The organism is Streptomyces sp. R-74717 (assembly GCF_047305335.1).
GTDB classification, from domain to species: Bacteria; Actinomycetota; Actinomycetes; order Streptomycetales; family Streptomycetaceae; genus Streptomyces; species Streptomyces atratus.
This window is the reverse complement of the sequence record NZ_CP102361.1, coordinates 9,799,327-9,816,860: the sequence shown is the minus strand read 5'-3', so window position 1 is coordinate 9,816,860 and position 17,534 is coordinate 9,799,327. Positions and strand designations below refer to the sequence as shown.

Sequence of the window (17,534 nt, the reverse complement as noted above, 5' to 3'; positions counted from 1 at the left end):
TACTAACTGGAGCACGCCATGGATACCTTGCACCCGCGCCTGCTGGTCAGCAGGTTCACCGATTGCTTCCGCTTCTACGATGCGATGCTGCCCGCTCTGATCGGGGCGGCCCGGGCCAGTGGCAGCGAGTCCGGCCCGTACGCACACTGGGACGTCGACGGCCAAGGGGTGCTGGTGCTCTTCGACCGCGGTGCGATGGCGGCCATCGCCGGGACCGCGGGCCTGCCGGGCGAAGCACCGCCCGCCCAGGACCGTTCGATGTTCGTCTGCCGGGTCGCCGATGTCGATGCCGGGCTGACGCACTGCCTGGAACACGGTGCTCCACCGGTCGCCGGAGCGTGCGACCGGCCGGACTGGGGCCCCACACTCCGCACCGCCCATGTGCGCGATCCCGAGGGCCACCTCATCGAGTTGCAGTCGTACTGAGCGACCCGGGCGGCACCTTTCTATACCCGGCCAAAAACGCGGACAAGCACCGCCGGCGGCTCTGTACGCGTGCGGTTCAGCGCAGGTTCAGCGCATATCGAAGACGAGACGACCTGACACTTTGCCCCTCAGCACTTCGCCGATCGACGCGTTGATGTCCTCAAGACCTCGGCTCTCGCGGACCACACGTGTGCGGCCGAGCCTGTGCAGTTGGAACACCTCGGCCAGGTCCTCACGGGTTCCGACGATGGAGCCGACGATCTTCGTACCGTTCAGCACCGTGTCGAAGACGGGCAGTTCGAGCGTGCCCTCGGCAGGAAGCGCCACCAGGACCAGCGTGCCACCCCGGCGCAGCGCGCTGTAGGCGGCGCCGAACGATGCGTTGCTCACGGCCAGCGAGATGGCCGCATCGGCTCCACCGAGCCGGTGGGTCTCCTCGGCGACATCCTGGACCCGGGCGTCGATGACATGGTCGGCGCCCAGTTCGCGGGCGAGGGCCAGCTTCTCGTCGGTGACGTCGACGGCGATCGTCTCGGCGCCGAAGATCCGCGCGTACTGCAGGGCGAGGTGGCCCAGACCACCAATACCGGAGACGAGGACACGCATGCCCGGGCGTGCGCCGGACAGTTTCACTGCCTTGTACGTGGTGACGCCCGCGCAGGTCAGCGGTGCCGCGTCCAGCGGGTCGATGCCGCCGGGTACCGGCACCACGTACGTTCCGTGCGCCAGTGCGTACTCGGCATGACTGCCGTCCACGGAGTAGCCGCTGTTCTGCTGCTCCAGGCAGAGCGTCTCCCAGCCGGAGACGCAGTAGTCGCAGTGGCCACACGCCTCTCCGAGCCAGGGGATGGCCACTCGATCCCCCACCGCAAGATGTGTGACCTGTTCACCGGCCGCTTCGACGACGCCGATGCCCTCGTGGCCCGGCACGAACGGCGGGCTGGGCTTGACCGGCCAGTCGCCCTGCGCCGCGTGAATATCCGTGTGGCACAGCCCGGATGTCTCCATCCGCACCAGGACCTGGTGCCCGGCCGGTGTCGGCACGGGCCTCTCCTCGACCACCAGCGGCTCGGTGAAGCTGCGGACAACGGCGGCTTTCATGGATTACTCCTCCGCTTCGATCGCACACGTCCGGCTCAGCGGCCACCCTCCACCATCACAGAGGGGGACAGAAGCCTCGAAACAGAGTATTTCAGATGGCCGGATTTCACCTTTCCGTGCCCCCTGCCCGATGTTCGGTGCCACGTGCTGCGTGCCCGCTCGCCGATGCCCGATCGTCGGCCGCACGGCCCGCGCGCGGCTACTCTTGAGCCCAGTCACGCATGGCGGTCCGCGAGGAGAAAGCGGCGACGTCCTTGTCGAGCGGCTGGTCTGTGTACTGATGAATGCGCCAGAACGCCTCGATCCTGGGCTTCCCCGCGGTCACGTAGTCGGCTATCCACAGGCCGTCCCCCGCATACGACGTGGTGTCGTGATGCAGCCAGAAGTAGCGGTTGCAGTACAGCAGAACCTTGTGATGGGGCCTCAGGCGCTTGACCTCACGGATGAAGCCGTCCTTCTCGGAATTGCTCGCCCTCGTGCCCTCGCCATTCTCTTCCCAGTCCACGGCGAGCAGATCGCCCGCCTTCTCCGGAGCCTTGCTCACGAAGTACTCCGCCTGCGCCGTGATGTTGTCCGGCCAGAGAAAATGGTAGAAGCCGACCACGCATTCTGCGTCCCTGGCACGTTTGACCTGCGAGGTCAGATGCGGATTGACGTACGAGCGGCCCTCGGTGGCCTTGATGAAGACAAAGTCCAGTCCGTCCGTGTCGAAGGACGACTGATACGAGCTGACATCGACGCCATGCAGCATGGGCACCGCCTCCAAGCGGGCTCGGTGATTCCGTTCCTCTTCCTGTACGTGCCCGCAGTCGTCCGGTCCCATCCTTCCGGTGAACGGGCGAATGGTTTTGCCAATACCCGGAATACGGACCCGCAGTGGGTAGTTGGTGAACCGGCGAGACCACGTCACGTACTGCAGGCACCATCGGAAGGTCGGATCCATGAAGATCGGCATCATCGGAGCGGGCAACATCGGCGGTAACCTCACCCGGCGCCTCACGGCGCTGGGCCATGACGTTTCCGTCGCCAACTCGCGCGGTCCGCAGACGCTCACCGCGCTCGCCGAGGAGACCGGAGCCACTCCGGTCACTTCCGCGGAGGCTGCTCGGGGAGCCGAGATCGTTGTCGTCACCGTCCCTGTCAAGGCCGTCCCCGCTCTGCCCTCCGGTTTCCTTGACGGGGCCGCAGAGGGGGTCGTGGTAATCGACACGAACAACTACTACCCGCAGCAGCGCGACGGCCGCATCGCCGCGATCGAGGACGGCCTGGCGGAGAGTCGGTGGACCGAGGAACAGATCGGCCACCCGGTGATCAAGGCGTTCAACGGGACGTACGCGCAGGACATCCTTGCCAACGGCCTCCCGAAGGGCAGCCCCGGCCGTCAGGCGCTGCCGGTGGCTGGTGACGACGCTGCAGCCAAGCAGGTCGTACGCGACCTCATCGACGAGCTGGGCTTCGACACCGTGGACGCGGGTGGCCTCGACGAGTCCTGGCGGCAGCAGCCCGGCACGCCGGTCTACGGCCATCAGGGCGACGCCGAAGCCGTCGCCAAGGCGCTCGCCGAAGCGTCCCCGGAGCGCACGGCGGAGTGGCGCGCCTGACGGCCACGGGCGCCGGCAATCAACGGGGCCGTGTCGGTGACGTCCAGTTGGGCTGCGACGGCCCGGGCGGGGTACGCGGCGACCAGATCGTCGAGGGCTTCGGGCCTGCGGGCCGTCGCCACGACGGTGCCCCCGGCGGCCGGAGCGGCGGCCGCGATCGAACGGCCGGAGCCGGAAGACGCTCCGGCCGACGGCACGGACAACGTCCCGGTGCAGGGTTTCGCCCGGGTCGTACGCGAACTGGCTTCCTCCGCCCCGGTGGTGAACGACCGATCGGCCCGGTGCTACTGAACGTCGTCCGGACGCTCCGGAAGACTGTCCATGAACGAGCTGACGGAGAAGACTGCGCGCCCCGGGCCGGGCGGGCCGTAGCCAGGGGGCGAGCTGAGCCCGTACTCCTCCATGGTCGCGCGGTAGGCGTCCAGCAGGCGGATGTGGTACTCCAGCGGCGCTCCGTCCGGGTTGGTCTTTCCGAGCGGGGTGGTGGGCTCCGGGCACCATGTGGTGAATCGCGGAGTGATGCCGTGCGACATGAAGAACCGCAGGCCCTCGGTGGTCGAGTCGATGGCCTCCTTCACCGTGGTGAAGCCGAAAGGCTCGGCCATCTCCACGCCCGCCACGAAGTTGGGGATGACATTGCGGGGGCCGAAGACCTCGGCGGAGTCCAGGATGCGGCGGTGCCACTCGTCGCGGCCCACGTAGCGTTCCTTGCCGGGGCAGTAGAGCTCGAACAGCCGGCGGTCCCACACCTCGTAGTTGGGGTGGTAGATCTGGACACCGTAGTCGTGGAAACGCTGCACATCGGCCTTGGGCAGGGCCTGGGCGACAACCTTGCCGATCCATCGACCGGGGAAGCGCTCCTCGATGGCCTTGGCGTACTGCCCGTAGAAATCGGCCTCGTCGCGGCCGCCGATGTGAGAGGTGATGGCACCGCCGGTAAGGGTGTAGGCGGTGGAGGTCTTCGCGGTGTCGTACTTGTCGATGATGGCCAATGCCTCCAGGACCTCCTCGACCGGCTTCACACCGGTGTACGGGCGTCCCGCCGCCTTGTGCTGGCGCCAGTTGTGGTTGATGTCGCAGTACTGGCACTCCTCCTTCGCCCCGAAGTACTGGCAGACCCGGAAGACCGTCAGATAGACGAGGTACCCCCACTGGATGGTGGGCGCGACCTCCATCACGGACTTGCCGTTCTCAAGGGTGTGCCGGTAGTAGTCCGGCATCGGCGGCAGGCCGACGTCGGAGATCCGCCTGTCGTCGAGGTACAGCCCGAGCACGCCGTCGTCATCGGCCGCGACGCGGTACGGGGACGCCGGGTTGACCCGAACCGATACCACGGTCCTGCGTAGTTCGTACGGACCTCCGGTGAGCACGGTCTCCTCCGGCGGACGGCGGAGTGCGGCCGCGCCGAGCTCGGGGAGGGTTCCGTGGTCGAACGAGAAGATGAAGTACGACTTCGGCTTGACATCACCGCCCTCGTTGTCGCTGAGGGCGGACTCGTCGAACGCCACGCCGCCGCGCAGCAGATCTTCCTTGATGACGGCTTCCCGGGGCACGTGCGGGAACTGCTCCATGAGCCGCTCGATCAGGCGGGTGCGGCTCCCGTCGGCGCGGCTCTGCTCTGTGCGGCTGCGGTCGGTACTGCTGGGCATGTGCGGGACTCCTCGGTCCGGTCGTCGAAGGCGTTCCGGGTACGCCACACTGTGCAACGAACCACGGGCGTCGGCCGTGCCCCGCCGCACCGGCCGATTCGTTCCGACCCGCCGGAGACGGTGTCCGGGCCGTCAGAATCGCGGTCCGGGCCGGGAATCACCGGTGCCAGTGCGTGGGCCGGCTGAGCGAGGGCGGGAGTTTCGTCGTCGCGTCGCCCCTGGCCGCATTGAGCTGGGCCTGGGTGAGGAAGAGACTTCCGGTGAGGTCGGCGCCGGCCAGGTCGGCGTCCCGGAAGTCGGCCCCGATCACATCGGCCAGACGCAGATCGGCGCCCTTGAGGTCAGCTGCGATGAGGTACGCACCCCGCAGATCGGCGCCCTGCAGATCGGCGCCTCTGAGCCGGGCTCCGATGAGGTCGGCGCCGCGGCGGTCGCGCTTCTTGCTGCGGGGCGCCGTGGCTCGCACGAGTTCGCTGGTACGAAGCAGCAGGGCGGCCACGTCGTCGCGGTGTGCGGCCACATCCAGGTCCGTGAACGCGTCCGCCGGGAGATGGGTGAGGCGTTCCGTTTCGTCCAGGGTGCGGCGGATCTCGCCGTGCAGGGAACGCGCCGGCTCCAGGGACAGCGCTTCCGTCAGGTACCAGAGGAGTTCATGGAGCTGTCGCATGACCGGGAACACCTGGAACATCTGCTGGGCGGTCCGCGGGGCCCGGCGCCAGTCCTGCCCGTCGAAGGTCTCGTGGGAGACCTTCTGGCCGGCTCCGAAGCAGTCGTACACGGTGCAGCCGGGGAAGCCCTGGGTCCGTAGTTCGGTGTGAATGCCGCAGCGGAAGTCCTCCTGCAGATTGCGGCAGGGCTTACCGGCATCCTTGTTGATCGCGAAGTCCGCGGACCGGGTCAGGGTCAGTGCGACGCAGCACAGCCCGAAACAGTTCGCACAGTCAGCGCGCAGCGAAGCACGATCGGTGCGGTCGATACCGGGGCCTTGGACATTGTCGGGCACAGTGCGTGGATCCTCTGGGTTACGGAGCTGTCGGACGGTCGACCCTATCGGGATCCGTCACCTGTACGCGCCGATTTCGTGATCGCTCCCGGACGCCCGGGCCGCCGTGCTGCAGGAACTACGACCGTCATGGCACGGTGTGGGCGCTGGACCCCGCCTCCGGGCTCCTCACACCGGCCTCCGGCCGCTGCCACGGCTTCGTCCATGTGCTGCCGCACCGCACCGGCACCGTTGCCGCCCTGTACGCCGACGATTCGGTTCTCTGGCTGCAGTACGGCGAACACCGGTGGAACTGCGAAGAGGTGACCGTCCGGCACATGCAGCAGCCGGACGGCACCCGCACCGTCACCGTCGACAGTCCGTCGGATCCGCAGTGGCAGGCGCACCTGCCCCCGCCGGACACCGGTCCCCACGATCCGGCCTACGACGGGACGGACACCATCGCGGACAATTTCTTCCTCTGGGTCGACGAGCGGCTGGCCGACGCACGCCGGCGGGCCGTCCTGCGCGAACACTTCCTGCGGGGCTTCGACCCGGCTTGACACCGACGACGGAACGCACACACCGGATCGGGGGGCTCCGCGGCGGTCCGGAAGCCGTGCGCGCAATGACGGTGGGTATGACATCTTTGTAGGAGGTGGCCACAAACGTGGCGAACGCACCAATCGACAGCATCCCTGCCCAGCGAGTACTCACGGATCAGGCCGGCCTGGCCCGGTGTCAGCACGACGAGGCCGAATGGGCCCCTTACGGGACGCCCCTGGCCGTGGTGCGTCCGCAGGCCGCCGACCGTCACTGTCTCGCCGCCGTTGACGCGTGGAAGAAAATGGCGCTCTCCGCCGACGCGGACGTGGTGCTGCTCGGCCGGGTCGACACCCCTGGTGCCGAGGGCGATGCCGAGGCCGAACTCGTGCGGGACTGCTTCGAGCGGGCGGGCGCGACCTGGGCCGTAGTCCACGGACCAGCAGGAAGCCGGTGCGCTGTTCCAGGCGCGGCGGCTGGCCTACCCGGCGCTGGAACGGCTCGGTCCGGCCCTGACCGAGGACGTCTGTGTGCCGCGGACCGCGGTTCCCGAGATGTTGGCCCGGATCGCGAAGACAGCGGCCCGGCACGACATTCTGGTGGCCGACATCGCCCATGCCGGGGACGGCAACCTGCAGCCGGTGACGGAGCCGCGCGTGCCCGTGCCCAGTTGGCGTTCGAGGACATCCTCAACTATGCGATCGCGCTCGGCGGCACCGTGACGGGCGAGCACGGTGTGGGGACTGCTGAAGATGCGCGGCGTGAACAAGAAACTGGGCTCCGCGGTGCTCGGCATGCATCACGCGGTGAAGGCGGCGCTGGACCCGTACGGCATCCTCGATCCGGGCAAGGTGCTCGGCAGGGCCTGGCCGTCGCCGTCCGGTGAAGGTGACGCTCCGCGGGCGTAGACAGGGCGCTTTGTGCGGCGGCGGGTTCGGCCACCCGGTCGGGACGGTCGATGCCTCGCGCCCGAGCGGTTGTCAGTGGGGCGACGCACACTGGCAGCAGCACGGCACGGGCGAAGGGGACGCTGATGGGCACCGAGCACGAGACCGGGTTCGACCCGGCCACCGGGGACGGCCCGAGGAACCCGGCACCGGACGGCAAGCGTGACGCCTCGGTACGGACGGCGTTCGAAGGGATGCTGCAGATCCGGCGGCTGACGAACACCGTGCACGCGAGCCCGGAGGGCGTACCCGCGCAGTGGGAGACCCACCGGCCGATACGGGCCATCGCCCTGGCACTGGAGGCGTCGGGCCTTGCCGCCTCGGCCGTTGACGACTCCGGCCTGCGTACGGCGACCGGGTACCGCCTGGAGCGGGGAGAGGCACCGGGCAGCGTGAGGGTCGAGTGGCTCGGTCCGCCCGGCAGCGGGGCCGCCCATGCGGAGGAGGGCGAGCTGGCCCGGTGCGCGGCTGTACTGCGGGAGTTGGGCTGGACAGTACTGCTGTACCGCGGACCGCGGCGCAGAAGATTCCTGGAGGTCGAACCACCGACCGGTGTCCGACGGCCGAACGGCGGCTAGTGGGCGGCCTCGCGCCGCTGTGGGAGTGCGTTGTCAGACCCATGGGGGATGCTGGTGGGTCCGACACCTCTGACCGGGAGATGCTGAGATGCGCAATGACGAACTCGCCGCGGCCCAGGCGTATGTCCGACTGCTGGAGGCCACTCGGGCCGCGCTCGCGGAACCTGAAGAGGGCCCCTTGTACATGCCATTGCTCGCCTCGCCGATCGCGGAGGCCGATGGCGCGCTGGAGCGTGCGGGGCTCTGCGGCAACGAGTCCCGGTTCTTCGATCTCGTGCGCTCGCTTCAGCCGAGTATGTCCGGCAGCGGTCGCTGAACGGATCTGCTGAACGGCACCGCAGTTGCGGTGTTCTCGATCGCCGGGCGGACCGGACCGGAAAGTCCCGCCCCGTCCGGCGGTCAGCGGACATAGCCGTCCGTCGTCGCGCTGTCGCTCTTCACCTCGTCGCTCCGATGCGCCACCATGCTCTGAACGAGTCGGCGGGCAGGACGCTCTCAGGACCACCCCGAGCGCACTCGATGCCTGTCGGTCCGAACCAATCGCTCGTCCCGCGGTCAACCCCCTCTGCGAGTGTGCCCGCCCCATCCATGGGGTGAATTGATTCAATTCAGGAAGAGAACACACCAGTCGCTTGACTGGAAGCTTGTGCCAATCCTGGCGTACGGTCGATATGAAACGATTCATATCGTCCGAACGACCACCGGTCGCTGGATGACTCCGCTTGCGAGGTGTTCATGTCTGATCTGTCGGCCGTCAAGGCAGCTCTGAAGTCCCAGGTGATCGAGACACCGTCGTGGGGGTACGGGAACTCCGGGACGCGGTTCAAGGTGTTCGCACAGCCAGGAGTACCGCGCGACCCGTTCGAGAAGCTGGAGGACGCGGCGCAGGTGAACGCGTTCACGGGTGCGGCACCGAAGGTTTCGTTGCACATTCCGTGGGACAAGGTCGAGGACTACTCAGCGCTGACCCGGCATGCCGAGGATCTCGGGCTGCGGATCGGTGCGATCAATTCCAACGTCTTCCAGGACGACGACTTCAAGCTGGGATCGGTCACCCACCCTGACCCGAAGGTGCGCCGCAAGGCCACGGACCATCTGCTGGGGTGCGTCGACATCATGGACGAGACCGGGTCCCCCGATCTCAAGCTCTGGTTCTCCGACGGCACGAACTATCCCGGGCAGGACGACATCGTGGCCCGTCAGGACCGGCTCGCCGAGGCACTGGCCGAGGTGTACGAGCGGCTGGGCGACGACCAGCGGATGCTGCTGGAGTACAAGCTGTTCGAGCCGGCGTTCTACACGACCGATGTGCCGGACTGGGGTACGGCGTACGCGCACTGCCTGAACCTCGGCCCGAAGGCTCAGGTGGTCGTGGACACCGGGCATCACGCACCGGGCACCAACATCGAGTTCATCGTGGCGTTCCTGTTGCGTACGGGAAAGCTCGGCGCGTTCGACTTCAACTCCCGGTTCTACGCCGACGACGATCTGATGGTCGGGGCCGCCGACCCGTTCCAGTTGTTCCGGATCATGCACGAGGTGGTCAAGAACGGCGGCATGAAGCCCGAGACGAACGTCAACTTCATGCTCGACCAGTGCCACAACATCGAGGCGAAGATCCCTGCCGTGATCCGGTCGGTCGCCAATGTGCAGGAAGCGACCGCCAAGGCATTACTGATCGACATGGACGCGCTGAGCGCCGCGCAGCAGTCCGGCGATGTGCTGGCCGCGAACGGTGTCCTGATGGACGCGTACAACACCGATGTCCGTCCGCTGCTCGCCGAGGTGCGTGATGAGACCGGGCTGGCCAGGGATCCGTTCGCCGCATATCTGGCCTCGGGCAATCAGGAGCGGATCGCGGCCACCCGGGTCGGTGGCGAACAGGCCGGCTGGGGCGCCTGAGCCCCCGTCCCCTCCCCCGCACACCCGTCCGACCGATTCAGCCCGACCCCCGACACCGAAGGAATCTCATGAGGTCCGCGACCCACGCCGAAGTCGCCGCGCTGCTGGAGCGCGCCCACCGGATCGGCTCCGACGCCCGCAACACCAACTACGCAGGTGGCAATGCATCGGTCAAGGCCACCGCCACCGACCCGGTCACCGGCGGCGAGACCGAGCTGCTGTGGGTCAAGGGGTCCGGTGGTGATCTCGGCACTCTGACCGAGGCCGGTCTCGCCGTGCTGCGCCTGGACCGGGTGCGCGCGCTCAAGAACGGGTATCAGGGGATGGAGCGCGAGGACGAGATGGTGTCGGCGTTCGACTACTGCCTGCACGGCAAGGCCGGCGCCGCTCCGTCCATCGACACGGCGATGCACGCACTGGTCGAGGCCGCGCATGTCGATCATCTGCATCCGGACTCGGGGATCGCGCTGGCGTGCTCCGCCGACGGTGAGAAGCTCACGGCGGAGTGTTTCGGCGACAAGGTGGCCTGGATGGGCTGGCGCAGGCCCGGGTTCCAGCTCGGTCTGGACATCGCCGCGGTCAAGGGGGCCAACCCACAGGCCGTCGGCGTGATCCTCGGCGGCCATGGAATCACGGCCTGGGGCGAGACGTCCGAGGAGTGCGAGCACAACGCGCTCTGGATGATCCGCACCGCTGAGGCATTCCTTCAGGAGCAGGGCAAGACGGAACCGTTCGGCCCCGTGTGGGCGGGCCGGGAGGCCCTCGCCGAGGAGCAGCGCCGGGAGCGAGCCGCCGAGCTCGCCCCGCTGATCCGCGGTCTGGCCTCAACCGACCGTCCGCAGGTGGGCCACTACACCGGCACGGGGCCCGTGCTGGACTTCCTCTCCCGAATCGAACATCCGCGGCTCGCCTCGCTCGGCACCTCGTGCCCCGACCATTTCCTCCGTACGAAGGTCAGCCCACTGGTTCTCGACCTGCCCGCAGACTCCCCGCTGGACGAGGCTGCGGCACGCCTGAAGGAACTGCACAGGGAGTACCGGGAGGCGTATCGCGCGTACTACGAGCGTCACGCAACCCCCGACTCCCCCGCGATGCGCGGCGCGGACCCGGCAATCGTGCTGGTACCCGGAGTCGGCATGTTCTCCTTCGGCAAGGACAAGCAGACTGCCCGGGTCGCCGGGGAGTTCTACCTCAATGCCATCAATGTGATGCGCGGCGCCGAGGCCGTCTCCTCGTACACGCCGATCGAGGAGTCCGAGAAGTTCCGGATCGAGTACTGGGAACTGGAGGAGGCCAAGCTGCGCCGGATGCCGAAGCCAAAGCCACTGACCACCCGGGTGGCGCTGGTCACGGGTGCGGGGTCCGGTATCGGCAAGGCCATCGCGCACCGGCTGGTCGCGGAGGGGGCGTGTGTCGTCGTCGCGGACCTGAATGCGGAGAGCGCCTCCTCGGTGGCGCAGGAGCTCGGCGGGCCCGACAAGGCGGTCGCGGTGACGGTCGACGTGACCAGTGAGGAGCAGATCGCCGGGGCGTTCAAGGCGGCGGTGCTCGCGTTCGGCGGTGTGGATCTCGTCGTGAACAATGCCGGGATCTCGATCTCGAAGCCGCTGCTCGAAACCACGGCCCGGGACTGGGATCTCCAGCACGACATCATGGCGCGCGGCTCGTTCCTGGTCTCGCGTGAGGCAGCCAGGGTGATGCGGGCGCAGCACCTCGGCGGCGACATCGTCTACATCGCGTCGAAGAACGCGGTGTTCGCGGGCCCGAACAACATCGCCTACTCGGCGGCCAAGGCCGATCAGGCTCACCAGGTGCGGCTGCTGGCGGCCGAGTTGGGCGAGCACGGGATTCGGGTGAACGGCATCAATCCCGACGGTGTGGTGCGCGGTTCGGGGATCTTCGCGGCCGGCTGGGGCGCCCAGCGTGCGGCGACGTACGGCATCGAGGAGGAGAAGCTCGGCGAGTTCTACGCCCAGCGGACCCTCCTCAAGCGCGAGGTGCTCCCGGAGCACGTCGCGAACGCCGTCTTCGCACTGGCCGGTGGGGACCTCACGCACACGACCGGTCTTCACATTCCCGTCGACGCCGGTGTGGCAGCGGCGTTCCTGCGATGACCCGGATGAGAGTCCCATGTCTGTGACGTCACTAAGCGACGCGGTCTTCGCGGCCGTGGACCTCGGTGCCACCAGCGGCCGGGTGATCACCGGCCGGGCCGGTCCCGGGAAGCTCGTGCTGGCCGAGGCGCACCGCTTCCCCAATACCCCGGTCCGGCTGCCGGACGGGCTGCGGTGGGACGTGCTCGCCCTGTACCAAGGGATGGTGGACGGTCTGCGGACCGCTGCGCGCGGCGGTCCGATCGCCTCGGTGGGCATCGATACCTGGGCGGTCGACTACGGCCTTCTCGATGCCGACGGGGCCCTGCTCGGGCTGCCGTTCCACTACCGCGACAGCCGTAACGGCCAGGCAGCCGAACAAGTGCTGGCCGAATGCGGGGCGCAGGAGCTGTACTCCGTCAGCGGCTTGCAGCATCTGCCGTTCAATACGGTGTTCCAGCTCGCCGCGCATCAGGCGAGTGCCCACCGGGGTGCGGCACGGACGATGTTGTTGATCCCTGATCTGCTGTTGCACTGGCTGACCGGAACGGTGGGCGCGGAAATCACCAACGCGTCGACGACCGGCCTGTTCGATGCATCTGCCGGGACCTGGTCCGATGCGCTGATCGGCCGACTGGGCCTGGAGCGTTCCTGGTTTCCGCCACTGCGTGAGCCGGGTGACCCGGCGGGGACACTGTTGCCGCATGTTGCCGAGTACACCGGGCTGCCGGCCGGTACACCGGTGACGACCGTTGCTTCGCACGACACGGCGTCGGCGGTCGCCTCGGTGCCCGCGGTCGAGCCCGGATTCGCGTATGTGTCCTGTGGCACCTGGTCATTGGCAGGTCTGGAACTGGCGGCCCCAGTACTGACGGAGGAGTCCCGGGCGGCAAACTTCACCAATGAACGCGGGGTGGACGGCACCATCCGCTATCTCCGCAACATCATGGGCATGTGGCTGCTGGAGGAGTGCCGCCGTGCCTGGAACCGGCAGGGTACGGATCCGGGCCTGGCCGAACTGCTCGCAGAGGCGGCCCGTGCCCGGCCGTTCGCCGCGTTGATCGACCCCGACGACGAGACGTTCCTTGCCCCGGGTGACATGCCGTCGCGCATAGACGCCCATCTCGTACGGACCGGACAGAAACCGCCCGACACTCCCGGCGGGTATGTGCGGTGTGTGCTGGAGAGCCTCGCGCTGGCGCATCGCAGGACGCTGTGGCAGGCAGCCGGTCTTGCGGGGCGGGAGCTGACCCGGATCCATCTCGTCGGCGGGGGTTCACGCAACGAGCTGTTGTGCCAGTGGACCGCGGATGCCACCGGCCTCCTGGTCACGGCTGGTCCCGCCGAGGCGACCGCGCTCGGGAACGTACTGCTGCAGGCACGCGCCCATGGCCTGGTCGGCGACCTCATGGACATGCGACGACTCGTCGCGCAGACGCAGGAATTGCGCCACTACACCCCTCAGGGAGATCAACGGGCCTGGGACCGGGCTGCCGCAAGGATGGAGCCGGCCTGAGTCCTGGACACCTCGCCGGGAGCCCGGGCCCCTCTCCACGGAGGCCCGGGTACTCGATGGACGACGAAGGAAGGATTCCCAATGACGTTGTCAACCCCGGTCGGTGACGCCTTGTGACTGGGTCATGCCGCTGTGGCGGCAGGGCCGGGGGTGACGGCCTCGAAGGTCCGGTGGTCGCGTATCAGGGCCCAGAGCACGTTCAGGCGGCGTCTGGCCAGCGCGAGGACGGCCTGCTTGTGGGACTTTCCCTCGGCGCGTTTGCGCTGGTAGAAGGTCTTGGACTGGGGGCAATGCACCGCGGCGACCTGGGCGGAGAGGTAGAACATCCGCAGGAGTCGGCGGCTGTAGCGTCTGGGCCTGCGCAGGTTGCCGCTGACCTTGCCCGAGTCGCGGGGGACGGGAGCGAGTCCGGCGACGCCGGCGAGCCGGTCGGGGCTGCCGAAGGCGGTCATGTCGCCGCCGGTCGCGGCGATGAACTCGGCGCCGAGCATGTCACCGATGCCGGGCATGCTGGTGATCACTTCCGCGTCAGGATGCTCGCGAAACCGGCCCTCAATGAGGGCGTTGAGCTCGGAGATCTCCTCATCGAGGGCCATCACCTCCCTGGCCAGGGTGTGGACCATCTTCGCAGCGGTCTTCTCCCCGGTGACGACGGTGAACTGGGCCTCGGCAGCGGTCACCGCGGTGTCGGCGGCGCTCTTGGCGGTGCTGAGAGTGCGGACGCCGTGGTTCTTGAGCCAGGTGGACAGCCGGGCCCGGCCGATCCTGCGCAGGGCGGCCGGGGTCTGGTAGCCGGTGAGCAGGATGAGCGCGGTCTTGGACTTGCTGTAGTCGAAGGCCCGTTCCAGGGCGGGGAAGTACTCCAGGATCTGGGCCCTCAGCCGGTTGATGGCCCTGGTGCGGTCGGCGGACAGGTCCATGCGGCGGGCGGTCAGGATCTTCAGGTCGACCGCGATCTCGCTGGTCTCCTGCAAGGGCTGGAGGTCGCGGCGCATGCGTGCCTGGTCGGCGATGACGAAGGCGTCCTTGGCGTCGCTCTTGCCGTCGCCCCGGTAGGCGCCGGAGGCGTGGTGGACGGTTCGGCCGGGGATGTAGAACAGCCGCTGCCCGTGGTTGACCAGCAGGGCGATCCACAGCGCGGCCCCGCCGGCGTTGAGATCGACCGCCCAGGTCACCGGGCCACCGTCGGCCAGGTCCAGGACATCACCGAGCAGTTGCAGCAGCTCGTCCTCGTTGTTCGGTACCCGGCGCGAGAGCACCTTGGTGCCGTCCGTGTCGATCACGGTGCAGTGGTGTTCGGCCTTACCCGCGTCCGTCCCCGCCCACAGTTCGGGCACCCGAGCCTCCCTCGTCGTTCTCCTGTGCTGTCCCAGCAGACGACCTCGCTGTCACGTCCATACGAGCGATTCGGTTTCGCGCATCCCAATCAGCAGTCGAGTCGTCGCAGGATGCCGGGCGGCCAATCCTTCCAAGCCACGAACGCGGCACCCGCATGACAGCCACACCCGGCATCCCTGGGTGTCCCGATCTTACGAATGACCGCGATCAACCCACGAAGAAAGGTATGGAAACTCATGACTGATGTATCTCCCGCCGTGCTCGACGGTGTGCTCGCCCGCACCACGCGTCGCCGCACCCGTGTCGGTCTGGTCTCCGGTGGACTCGGAGCGTACAGGCCGCAGTTCCCCGGCCTCCTCGACCAGCTGCAGGAATCGGCGCGCTTCGTGACCGGGCGGTTCGAGGAGATGGGCTGCGAGGTCGCCGACGCCGGCTTCATCTCCGACCCGCAGGAGGCCGCCAAGGCGGCGGAACAGCTGCGCAGGGCCGACTGCGACATCGTCGTGATGTTCCTGACGACATATCTCACGGCCTCGATGGTCCTGCCGATCGCCCAGCGCACCCACACTCCGGTACTGGTCATCGACCTCCAGCCGACCGAGGCGATGGACCACCCGAACACCGACACCGGCAAGTGGCTGGCGTACTGCGGACAGTGCCCACTGCCGGAAGTCGCCAACGTGTTCCGGCGAAGCGGTATCCCCTTCCGCTCCGTCTCAGGCCATCTGCACGATGGGAACGCCTGGAACCGGATCCGCCGCTGGATCTCGGCCGCGCAGGTGCGCGGCGCGATGCGCCACGGTCGGCACGGGCTGATGGGCCACCTCTACCCCGGGATGCTCGATGTGTCCACCGACATGACGCTGGTCTCCACCCAGTTCGGCGGACACGTCGAAGTCCTCGAATTCGACGACCTGCGGGTCAGGGTCGCCGCCGTGACGGACGAGGAGGCCGCCGAACGCGTCGCGCTCGCGCGTACGGTCTTCACCCTCGACGACTCCGTCGACGAGGACGATCTCGCCTGGGCCGCCCGGGTGTCGGTCGGACTCGACCGGCTCGTCGAGGACTTCGAGCTCGACAGCCTTGCCTACTACCACCGCGGACTCGAGGGCGAGATCCACGAGCGGCTCGGCGCGGGCATGATCCTCGGCGCGTCGCTGCTGACCGCCCGAGGCATCCCGATGGCCGGTGAGTACGAGCTGCGCACCAGCCTCGCCATGCTGGTCGCGGACACCATCGGCGCCGGCGGCTCCTTCACCGAGCTCCAGGCCCTCAACTTCCGCGACCGGGTCGTCGAGATGGGCCACGACGGCCCCGCCCACCTCGCGATCAGCGCCAAGGATCCGCTGCTGCGCGGGCTGGGCGTGTACCACGGCAAACGCGGGTGGGGCGTCAGCGTCGAGTTCGACGTCAAACACGGCCCGGTCACCACGTTCGGTATCGGTCAGGAGGCGGACGGCACCTTTGCGTTCATCGCCTCCGAAGGCGAAGTCGTCCCGGGACCCCTGCTGGAAATCGGCAACACCACCTCCCGCGTCGACTTCGGCTTCGACCCCGGCGAGTGGACCGACGCCTGGTCCTCGACCGGCATCGGCCACCACTGGACTCTCTGCACCGGCCACCGTGCCAAGGACCTGAAGGCCGCGGCAGACCTCCTCGGCATCCCGTTCCGCACCGTCACCGGCCCCAACGACCTCTGAACCGGCCTCCGCAGTCCCGGTCCGGTCCCAGTTCCGTCTTCGTCCCCTCAGCCTGCCTCAGTCCGTATTCGCCGGATCAGTCCGTCGCCCGGGAGCCGGAGTCCAGGCCGAGTTCTCGGTCGCCCAGCGTGGCGAAGAAGAGCGCCACCTCGGCCTCGGAGACCTCGGCCAGATCCGCCGGGCTCCACCGGGGACTACGGTCCTTGTCAATGATCTGGGCACGCACGCCTTCCACCAGGTCGGGCCTGGTGAAGGCGGTGCACGAAGTCCGGTACTCCTGGTCGAGCACCGCCTCCAGGCTGTCGAGCCTGCGAGCCCTGCGCAGGGCGGAGAGTGTCACCTTGAGCGCGGTGGGCGACTTGGCCAGGATCGTCTCGGCGGCCTGCTTGGCGGCGGGGACACCGCTGTTGTCGAGGCGGTCGAGGATCTCCTCGACCGAGTCGGCCCGGTAGCACGAATCGATCCACTCGCGGTGCGCATCCAGTTCGCCGCCCGGCGCGGGCGAGGCGAACCGCCGCACCGTCTCCTCGATCGCGGCAGCCGTACCGCAGGCGGCGAGGGCCCTGGTGAGCTCGGCGAGGCGCTGCGACGGTACGAAGTGGTCGGCGAGACCGCACATCAGCGCATCGCCCGCGCCGACCGCATCCGCGGTGAGCGCCAGATGGGTGCCGACCTCACCGGGCGCGGCACCGAGCAGGTACGTCCCGCCCACATCGGGGACGAATCCGATGCCGGTCTCGGGCATGGCGATGCGCGAGCGTTCGGTGACGATCCGGACGTCACCGTGGGCCGAGACACCGACGCCGCCGCCCATCACGATGCCGTCCATGATCGCGACATACGGTTTGGGAAATCGAGCGATACGGGCGTTGAGCCGGTACTCGTCACGCCAGAAGTCCATCGATGTGCCGCCGCCCGCGCGGGCGTCGTCGTGGATCGAGCGGATGTCGCCGCCGGCGCAGAGGCCACGCTCCCCCTCCCCGGTGATCAGGACCGCGATGACGGTGTCGTCGAGCTCGGCTTCGGCGAGTGCTCCGTCGATGCGCGCCACCATGGCGTGGTTCAGCGCGTTGAGGGCGCGCGGGCGGTTGAGCGTGATGTGCCGGATGCGTCCTTCAGTGTGCAGCAGGACAGGATCGTCGTGGTTCATGAATGCGC

The 17,534-nt window shown here is 68.3% G+C and carries 16 protein-coding genes and 1 pseudogene; 11 read left to right on the top strand and 6 right to left on the bottom strand.

Going from position 1 to position 17,534, the window contains the following annotated elements; genetic code table 11:
• Nucleotides 1–18 precede the first annotated feature (18 nt).
• Entirely contained in the window at nucleotides 19–426 is a 408-nt protein-coding gene (locus NRF20_RS44710) for a VOC family protein (protein WP_413754403.1), read from the top strand.
• Between the two features lie 87 nt (nucleotides 427–513).
• Here the strand turns inward: NRF20_RS44710 and adhP are convergent, their stop codons facing one another.
• Together adhP and NRF20_RS44700 are read right to left on the bottom strand one after the other, a co-directional pair.
• Nucleotides 514–1,527 (bottom strand): alcohol dehydrogenase AdhP, encoded by a 1,014-nt coding sequence (adhP, locus tag NRF20_RS44705; protein WP_398633224.1) that lies wholly within the window; start codon nucleotides 1,525–1,527, stop codon nucleotides 514–516.
• Nucleotides 1,528–1,726: 199 nt separating this feature from the next.
• Nucleotides 1,727–2,278, bottom strand: a complete 552-nt coding sequence (locus NRF20_RS44700; protein ID WP_413754694.1) for a glycoside hydrolase family 25 protein — start codon at nucleotides 2,276–2,278, stop codon at nucleotides 1,727–1,729.
• 190 nt (nucleotides 2,279–2,468) lie between these two features.
• Between NRF20_RS44700 and NRF20_RS44695 the strand changes: the two genes are divergently transcribed.
• Both NRF20_RS44695 and NRF20_RS44690 read left to right on the top strand, forming a co-directional pair.
• Nucleotides 2,469–3,128 carry an NADPH-dependent F420 reductase gene (locus tag NRF20_RS44695; protein ID WP_398633223.1) on the top strand — a complete coding sequence of 220 codons (660 nt, stop codon included), beginning with the start codon at nucleotides 2,469–2,471 and terminating at the stop codon, nucleotides 3,126–3,128.
• A gap of 36 nt (nucleotides 3,129–3,164) precedes the next feature.
• Nucleotides 3,165–3,419, top strand: a complete 255-nt coding sequence (locus NRF20_RS44690) for a hypothetical protein (protein ID WP_398633258.1) — start codon at nucleotides 3,165–3,167, stop codon at nucleotides 3,417–3,419.
• On the opposite strand, the gene NRF20_RS44685 is transcribed toward NRF20_RS44690, so the two are convergent.
• On the bottom strand, nucleotides 3,413–4,777 hold the full coding sequence (locus NRF20_RS44685; RefSeq protein ID WP_413754402.1) for a radical SAM protein: 1,365 nt from the start codon (nucleotides 4,775–4,777) through the stop codon (nucleotides 3,413–3,415). The genes NRF20_RS44690 and NRF20_RS44685 overlap by 7 nt on opposite strands.
• Nucleotides 4,778–4,934: 157 nt before the next feature.
• Nucleotides 4,935–5,780, bottom strand: a complete 846-nt coding sequence (locus NRF20_RS44680) for a pentapeptide repeat-containing protein (protein WP_398633221.1) — start codon at nucleotides 5,778–5,780, stop codon at nucleotides 4,935–4,937.
• A 137-nt stretch (nucleotides 5,781–5,917) separates the two neighbouring features.
• On the opposite strand from NRF20_RS44680, the gene NRF20_RS44675 reads away from it, so the two are divergent.
• The 7 genes and pseudogenes from NRF20_RS44675 to NRF20_RS44645 all read left to right on the top strand — a co-directional run bounded on the left by NRF20_RS44675 (nucleotide 5,918) and on the right by NRF20_RS44645 (nucleotide 13,338).
• The gene (locus NRF20_RS44675; RefSeq protein ID WP_398633220.1) at nucleotides 5,918–6,322 is read left to right on the top strand and encodes a hypothetical protein; all 405 of its coding nucleotides are present in this window, start codon (nucleotides 5,918–5,920) and stop codon (nucleotides 6,320–6,322) included.
• Nucleotides 6,323–6,558: 236 nt separating this feature from the next.
• A pseudogene (locus tag NRF20_RS44670) lies at nucleotides 6,559–7,210 on the top strand (FAD-binding oxidoreductase); the annotation flags it as partial.
• Between the two features lie 125 nt (nucleotides 7,211–7,335).
• On the top strand, nucleotides 7,336–7,827 hold the full coding sequence (locus NRF20_RS44665; RefSeq protein WP_398633219.1) for a hypothetical protein: 492 nt from the start codon (nucleotides 7,336–7,338) through the stop codon (nucleotides 7,825–7,827).
• A gap of 88 nt (nucleotides 7,828–7,915) precedes the next feature.
• Nucleotides 7,916–8,143 carry a hypothetical protein gene (locus NRF20_RS44660; protein WP_398633218.1) on the top strand — a complete coding sequence of 76 codons (228 nt, stop codon included), beginning with the start codon at nucleotides 7,916–7,918 and terminating at the stop codon, nucleotides 8,141–8,143.
• 419 nt (nucleotides 8,144–8,562) lie between these two features.
• Nucleotides 8,563–9,729 carry an L-rhamnose isomerase gene (rhaI, locus tag NRF20_RS44655; protein ID WP_398633217.1) on the top strand — a complete coding sequence of 389 codons (1,167 nt, stop codon included), beginning with the start codon at nucleotides 8,563–8,565 and terminating at the stop codon, nucleotides 9,727–9,729.
• Nucleotides 9,730–9,797: 68 nt separating this feature from the next.
• Complete coding sequence (locus NRF20_RS44650) at nucleotides 9,798–11,843, top strand: bifunctional aldolase/short-chain dehydrogenase (RefSeq protein WP_398633216.1); 2,046 nt, start codon at nucleotides 9,798–9,800, stop codon at nucleotides 11,841–11,843.
• Between the two features lie 16 nt (nucleotides 11,844–11,859).
• Nucleotides 11,860–13,338: a rhamnulokinase family protein gene (locus NRF20_RS44645; protein ID WP_398633215.1), complete on the top strand. Its 1,479-nt coding sequence runs from the start codon at nucleotides 11,860–11,862 to the stop codon at nucleotides 13,336–13,338.
• A 122-nt stretch (nucleotides 13,339–13,460) separates the two neighbouring features.
• Here NRF20_RS44645 and NRF20_RS44640 read toward each other — a convergent pair whose 3' ends face one another.
• Entirely contained in the window at nucleotides 13,461–14,675 is a 1,215-nt protein-coding gene (locus tag NRF20_RS44640; protein ID WP_398633214.1) for an IS110 family transposase, read from the bottom strand.
• 237 nt (nucleotides 14,676–14,912) lie between these two features.
• Here NRF20_RS44640 and NRF20_RS44635 point away from each other — a divergent pair, with 237 nt between their 5' ends.
• The gene (locus tag NRF20_RS44635; protein WP_398633213.1) at nucleotides 14,913–16,376 is read left to right on the top strand and encodes an arabinose isomerase; all 1,464 of its coding nucleotides are present in this window, start codon (nucleotides 14,913–14,915) and stop codon (nucleotides 16,374–16,376) included.
• A 76-nt stretch (nucleotides 16,377–16,452) separates the two neighbouring features.
• Here the strand turns inward: NRF20_RS44635 and NRF20_RS44630 are convergent, their stop codons facing one another.
• Nucleotides 16,453–17,526: an enoyl-CoA hydratase/isomerase family protein gene (locus NRF20_RS44630; RefSeq protein WP_398633212.1), complete on the bottom strand. Its 1,074-nt coding sequence runs from the start codon at nucleotides 17,524–17,526 to the stop codon at nucleotides 16,453–16,455.
• Nucleotides 17,527–17,534: the final 8 nt, after the last annotated feature.

Coding starts and splice junctions, on each gene's coding strand:
- NRF20_RS44710 (WP_413754403.1), top strand. CDS start 19: ATGGATACCTTGCACCCGCGCCTGCTGGTCAGCAGGTTCACCGATTGC.
- adhP (WP_398633224.1), bottom strand. CDS start 1,527: ATGAAAGCCGCCGTTGTCCGCAGCTTCACCGAGCCGCTGGTGGTCGAG.
- NRF20_RS44700 (WP_413754694.1), bottom strand. CDS start 2,278: ATGCTGCATGGCGTCGATGTCAGCTCGTATCAGTCGTCCTTCGACACG.
- NRF20_RS44695 (WP_398633223.1), top strand. CDS start 2,469: ATGAAGATCGGCATCATCGGAGCGGGCAACATCGGCGGTAACCTCACC.
- NRF20_RS44685 (WP_413754402.1), bottom strand. CDS start 4,777: ATGCCCAGCAGTACCGACCGCAGCCGCACAGAGCAGAGCCGCGCCGAC.
- NRF20_RS44665 (WP_398633219.1), top strand. CDS start 7,336: ATGGGCACCGAGCACGAGACCGGGTTCGACCCGGCCACCGGGGACGGC.
- NRF20_RS44660 (WP_398633218.1), top strand. CDS start 7,916: ATGCGCAATGACGAACTCGCCGCGGCCCAGGCGTATGTCCGACTGCTG.
- rhaI (WP_398633217.1), top strand. CDS start 8,563: ATGTCTGATCTGTCGGCCGTCAAGGCAGCTCTGAAGTCCCAGGTGATC.
- NRF20_RS44650 (WP_398633216.1), top strand. CDS start 9,798: ATGAGGTCCGCGACCCACGCCGAAGTCGCCGCGCTGCTGGAGCGCGCC.
- NRF20_RS44645 (WP_398633215.1), top strand. CDS start 11,860: ATGTCTGTGACGTCACTAAGCGACGCGGTCTTCGCGGCCGTGGACCTC.
- NRF20_RS44635 (WP_398633213.1), top strand. CDS start 14,913: ATGACTGATGTATCTCCCGCCGTGCTCGACGGTGTGCTCGCCCGCACC.
- NRF20_RS44630 (WP_398633212.1), bottom strand. CDS start 17,526: ATGAACCACGACGATCCTGTCCTGCTGCACACTGAAGGACGCATCCGG.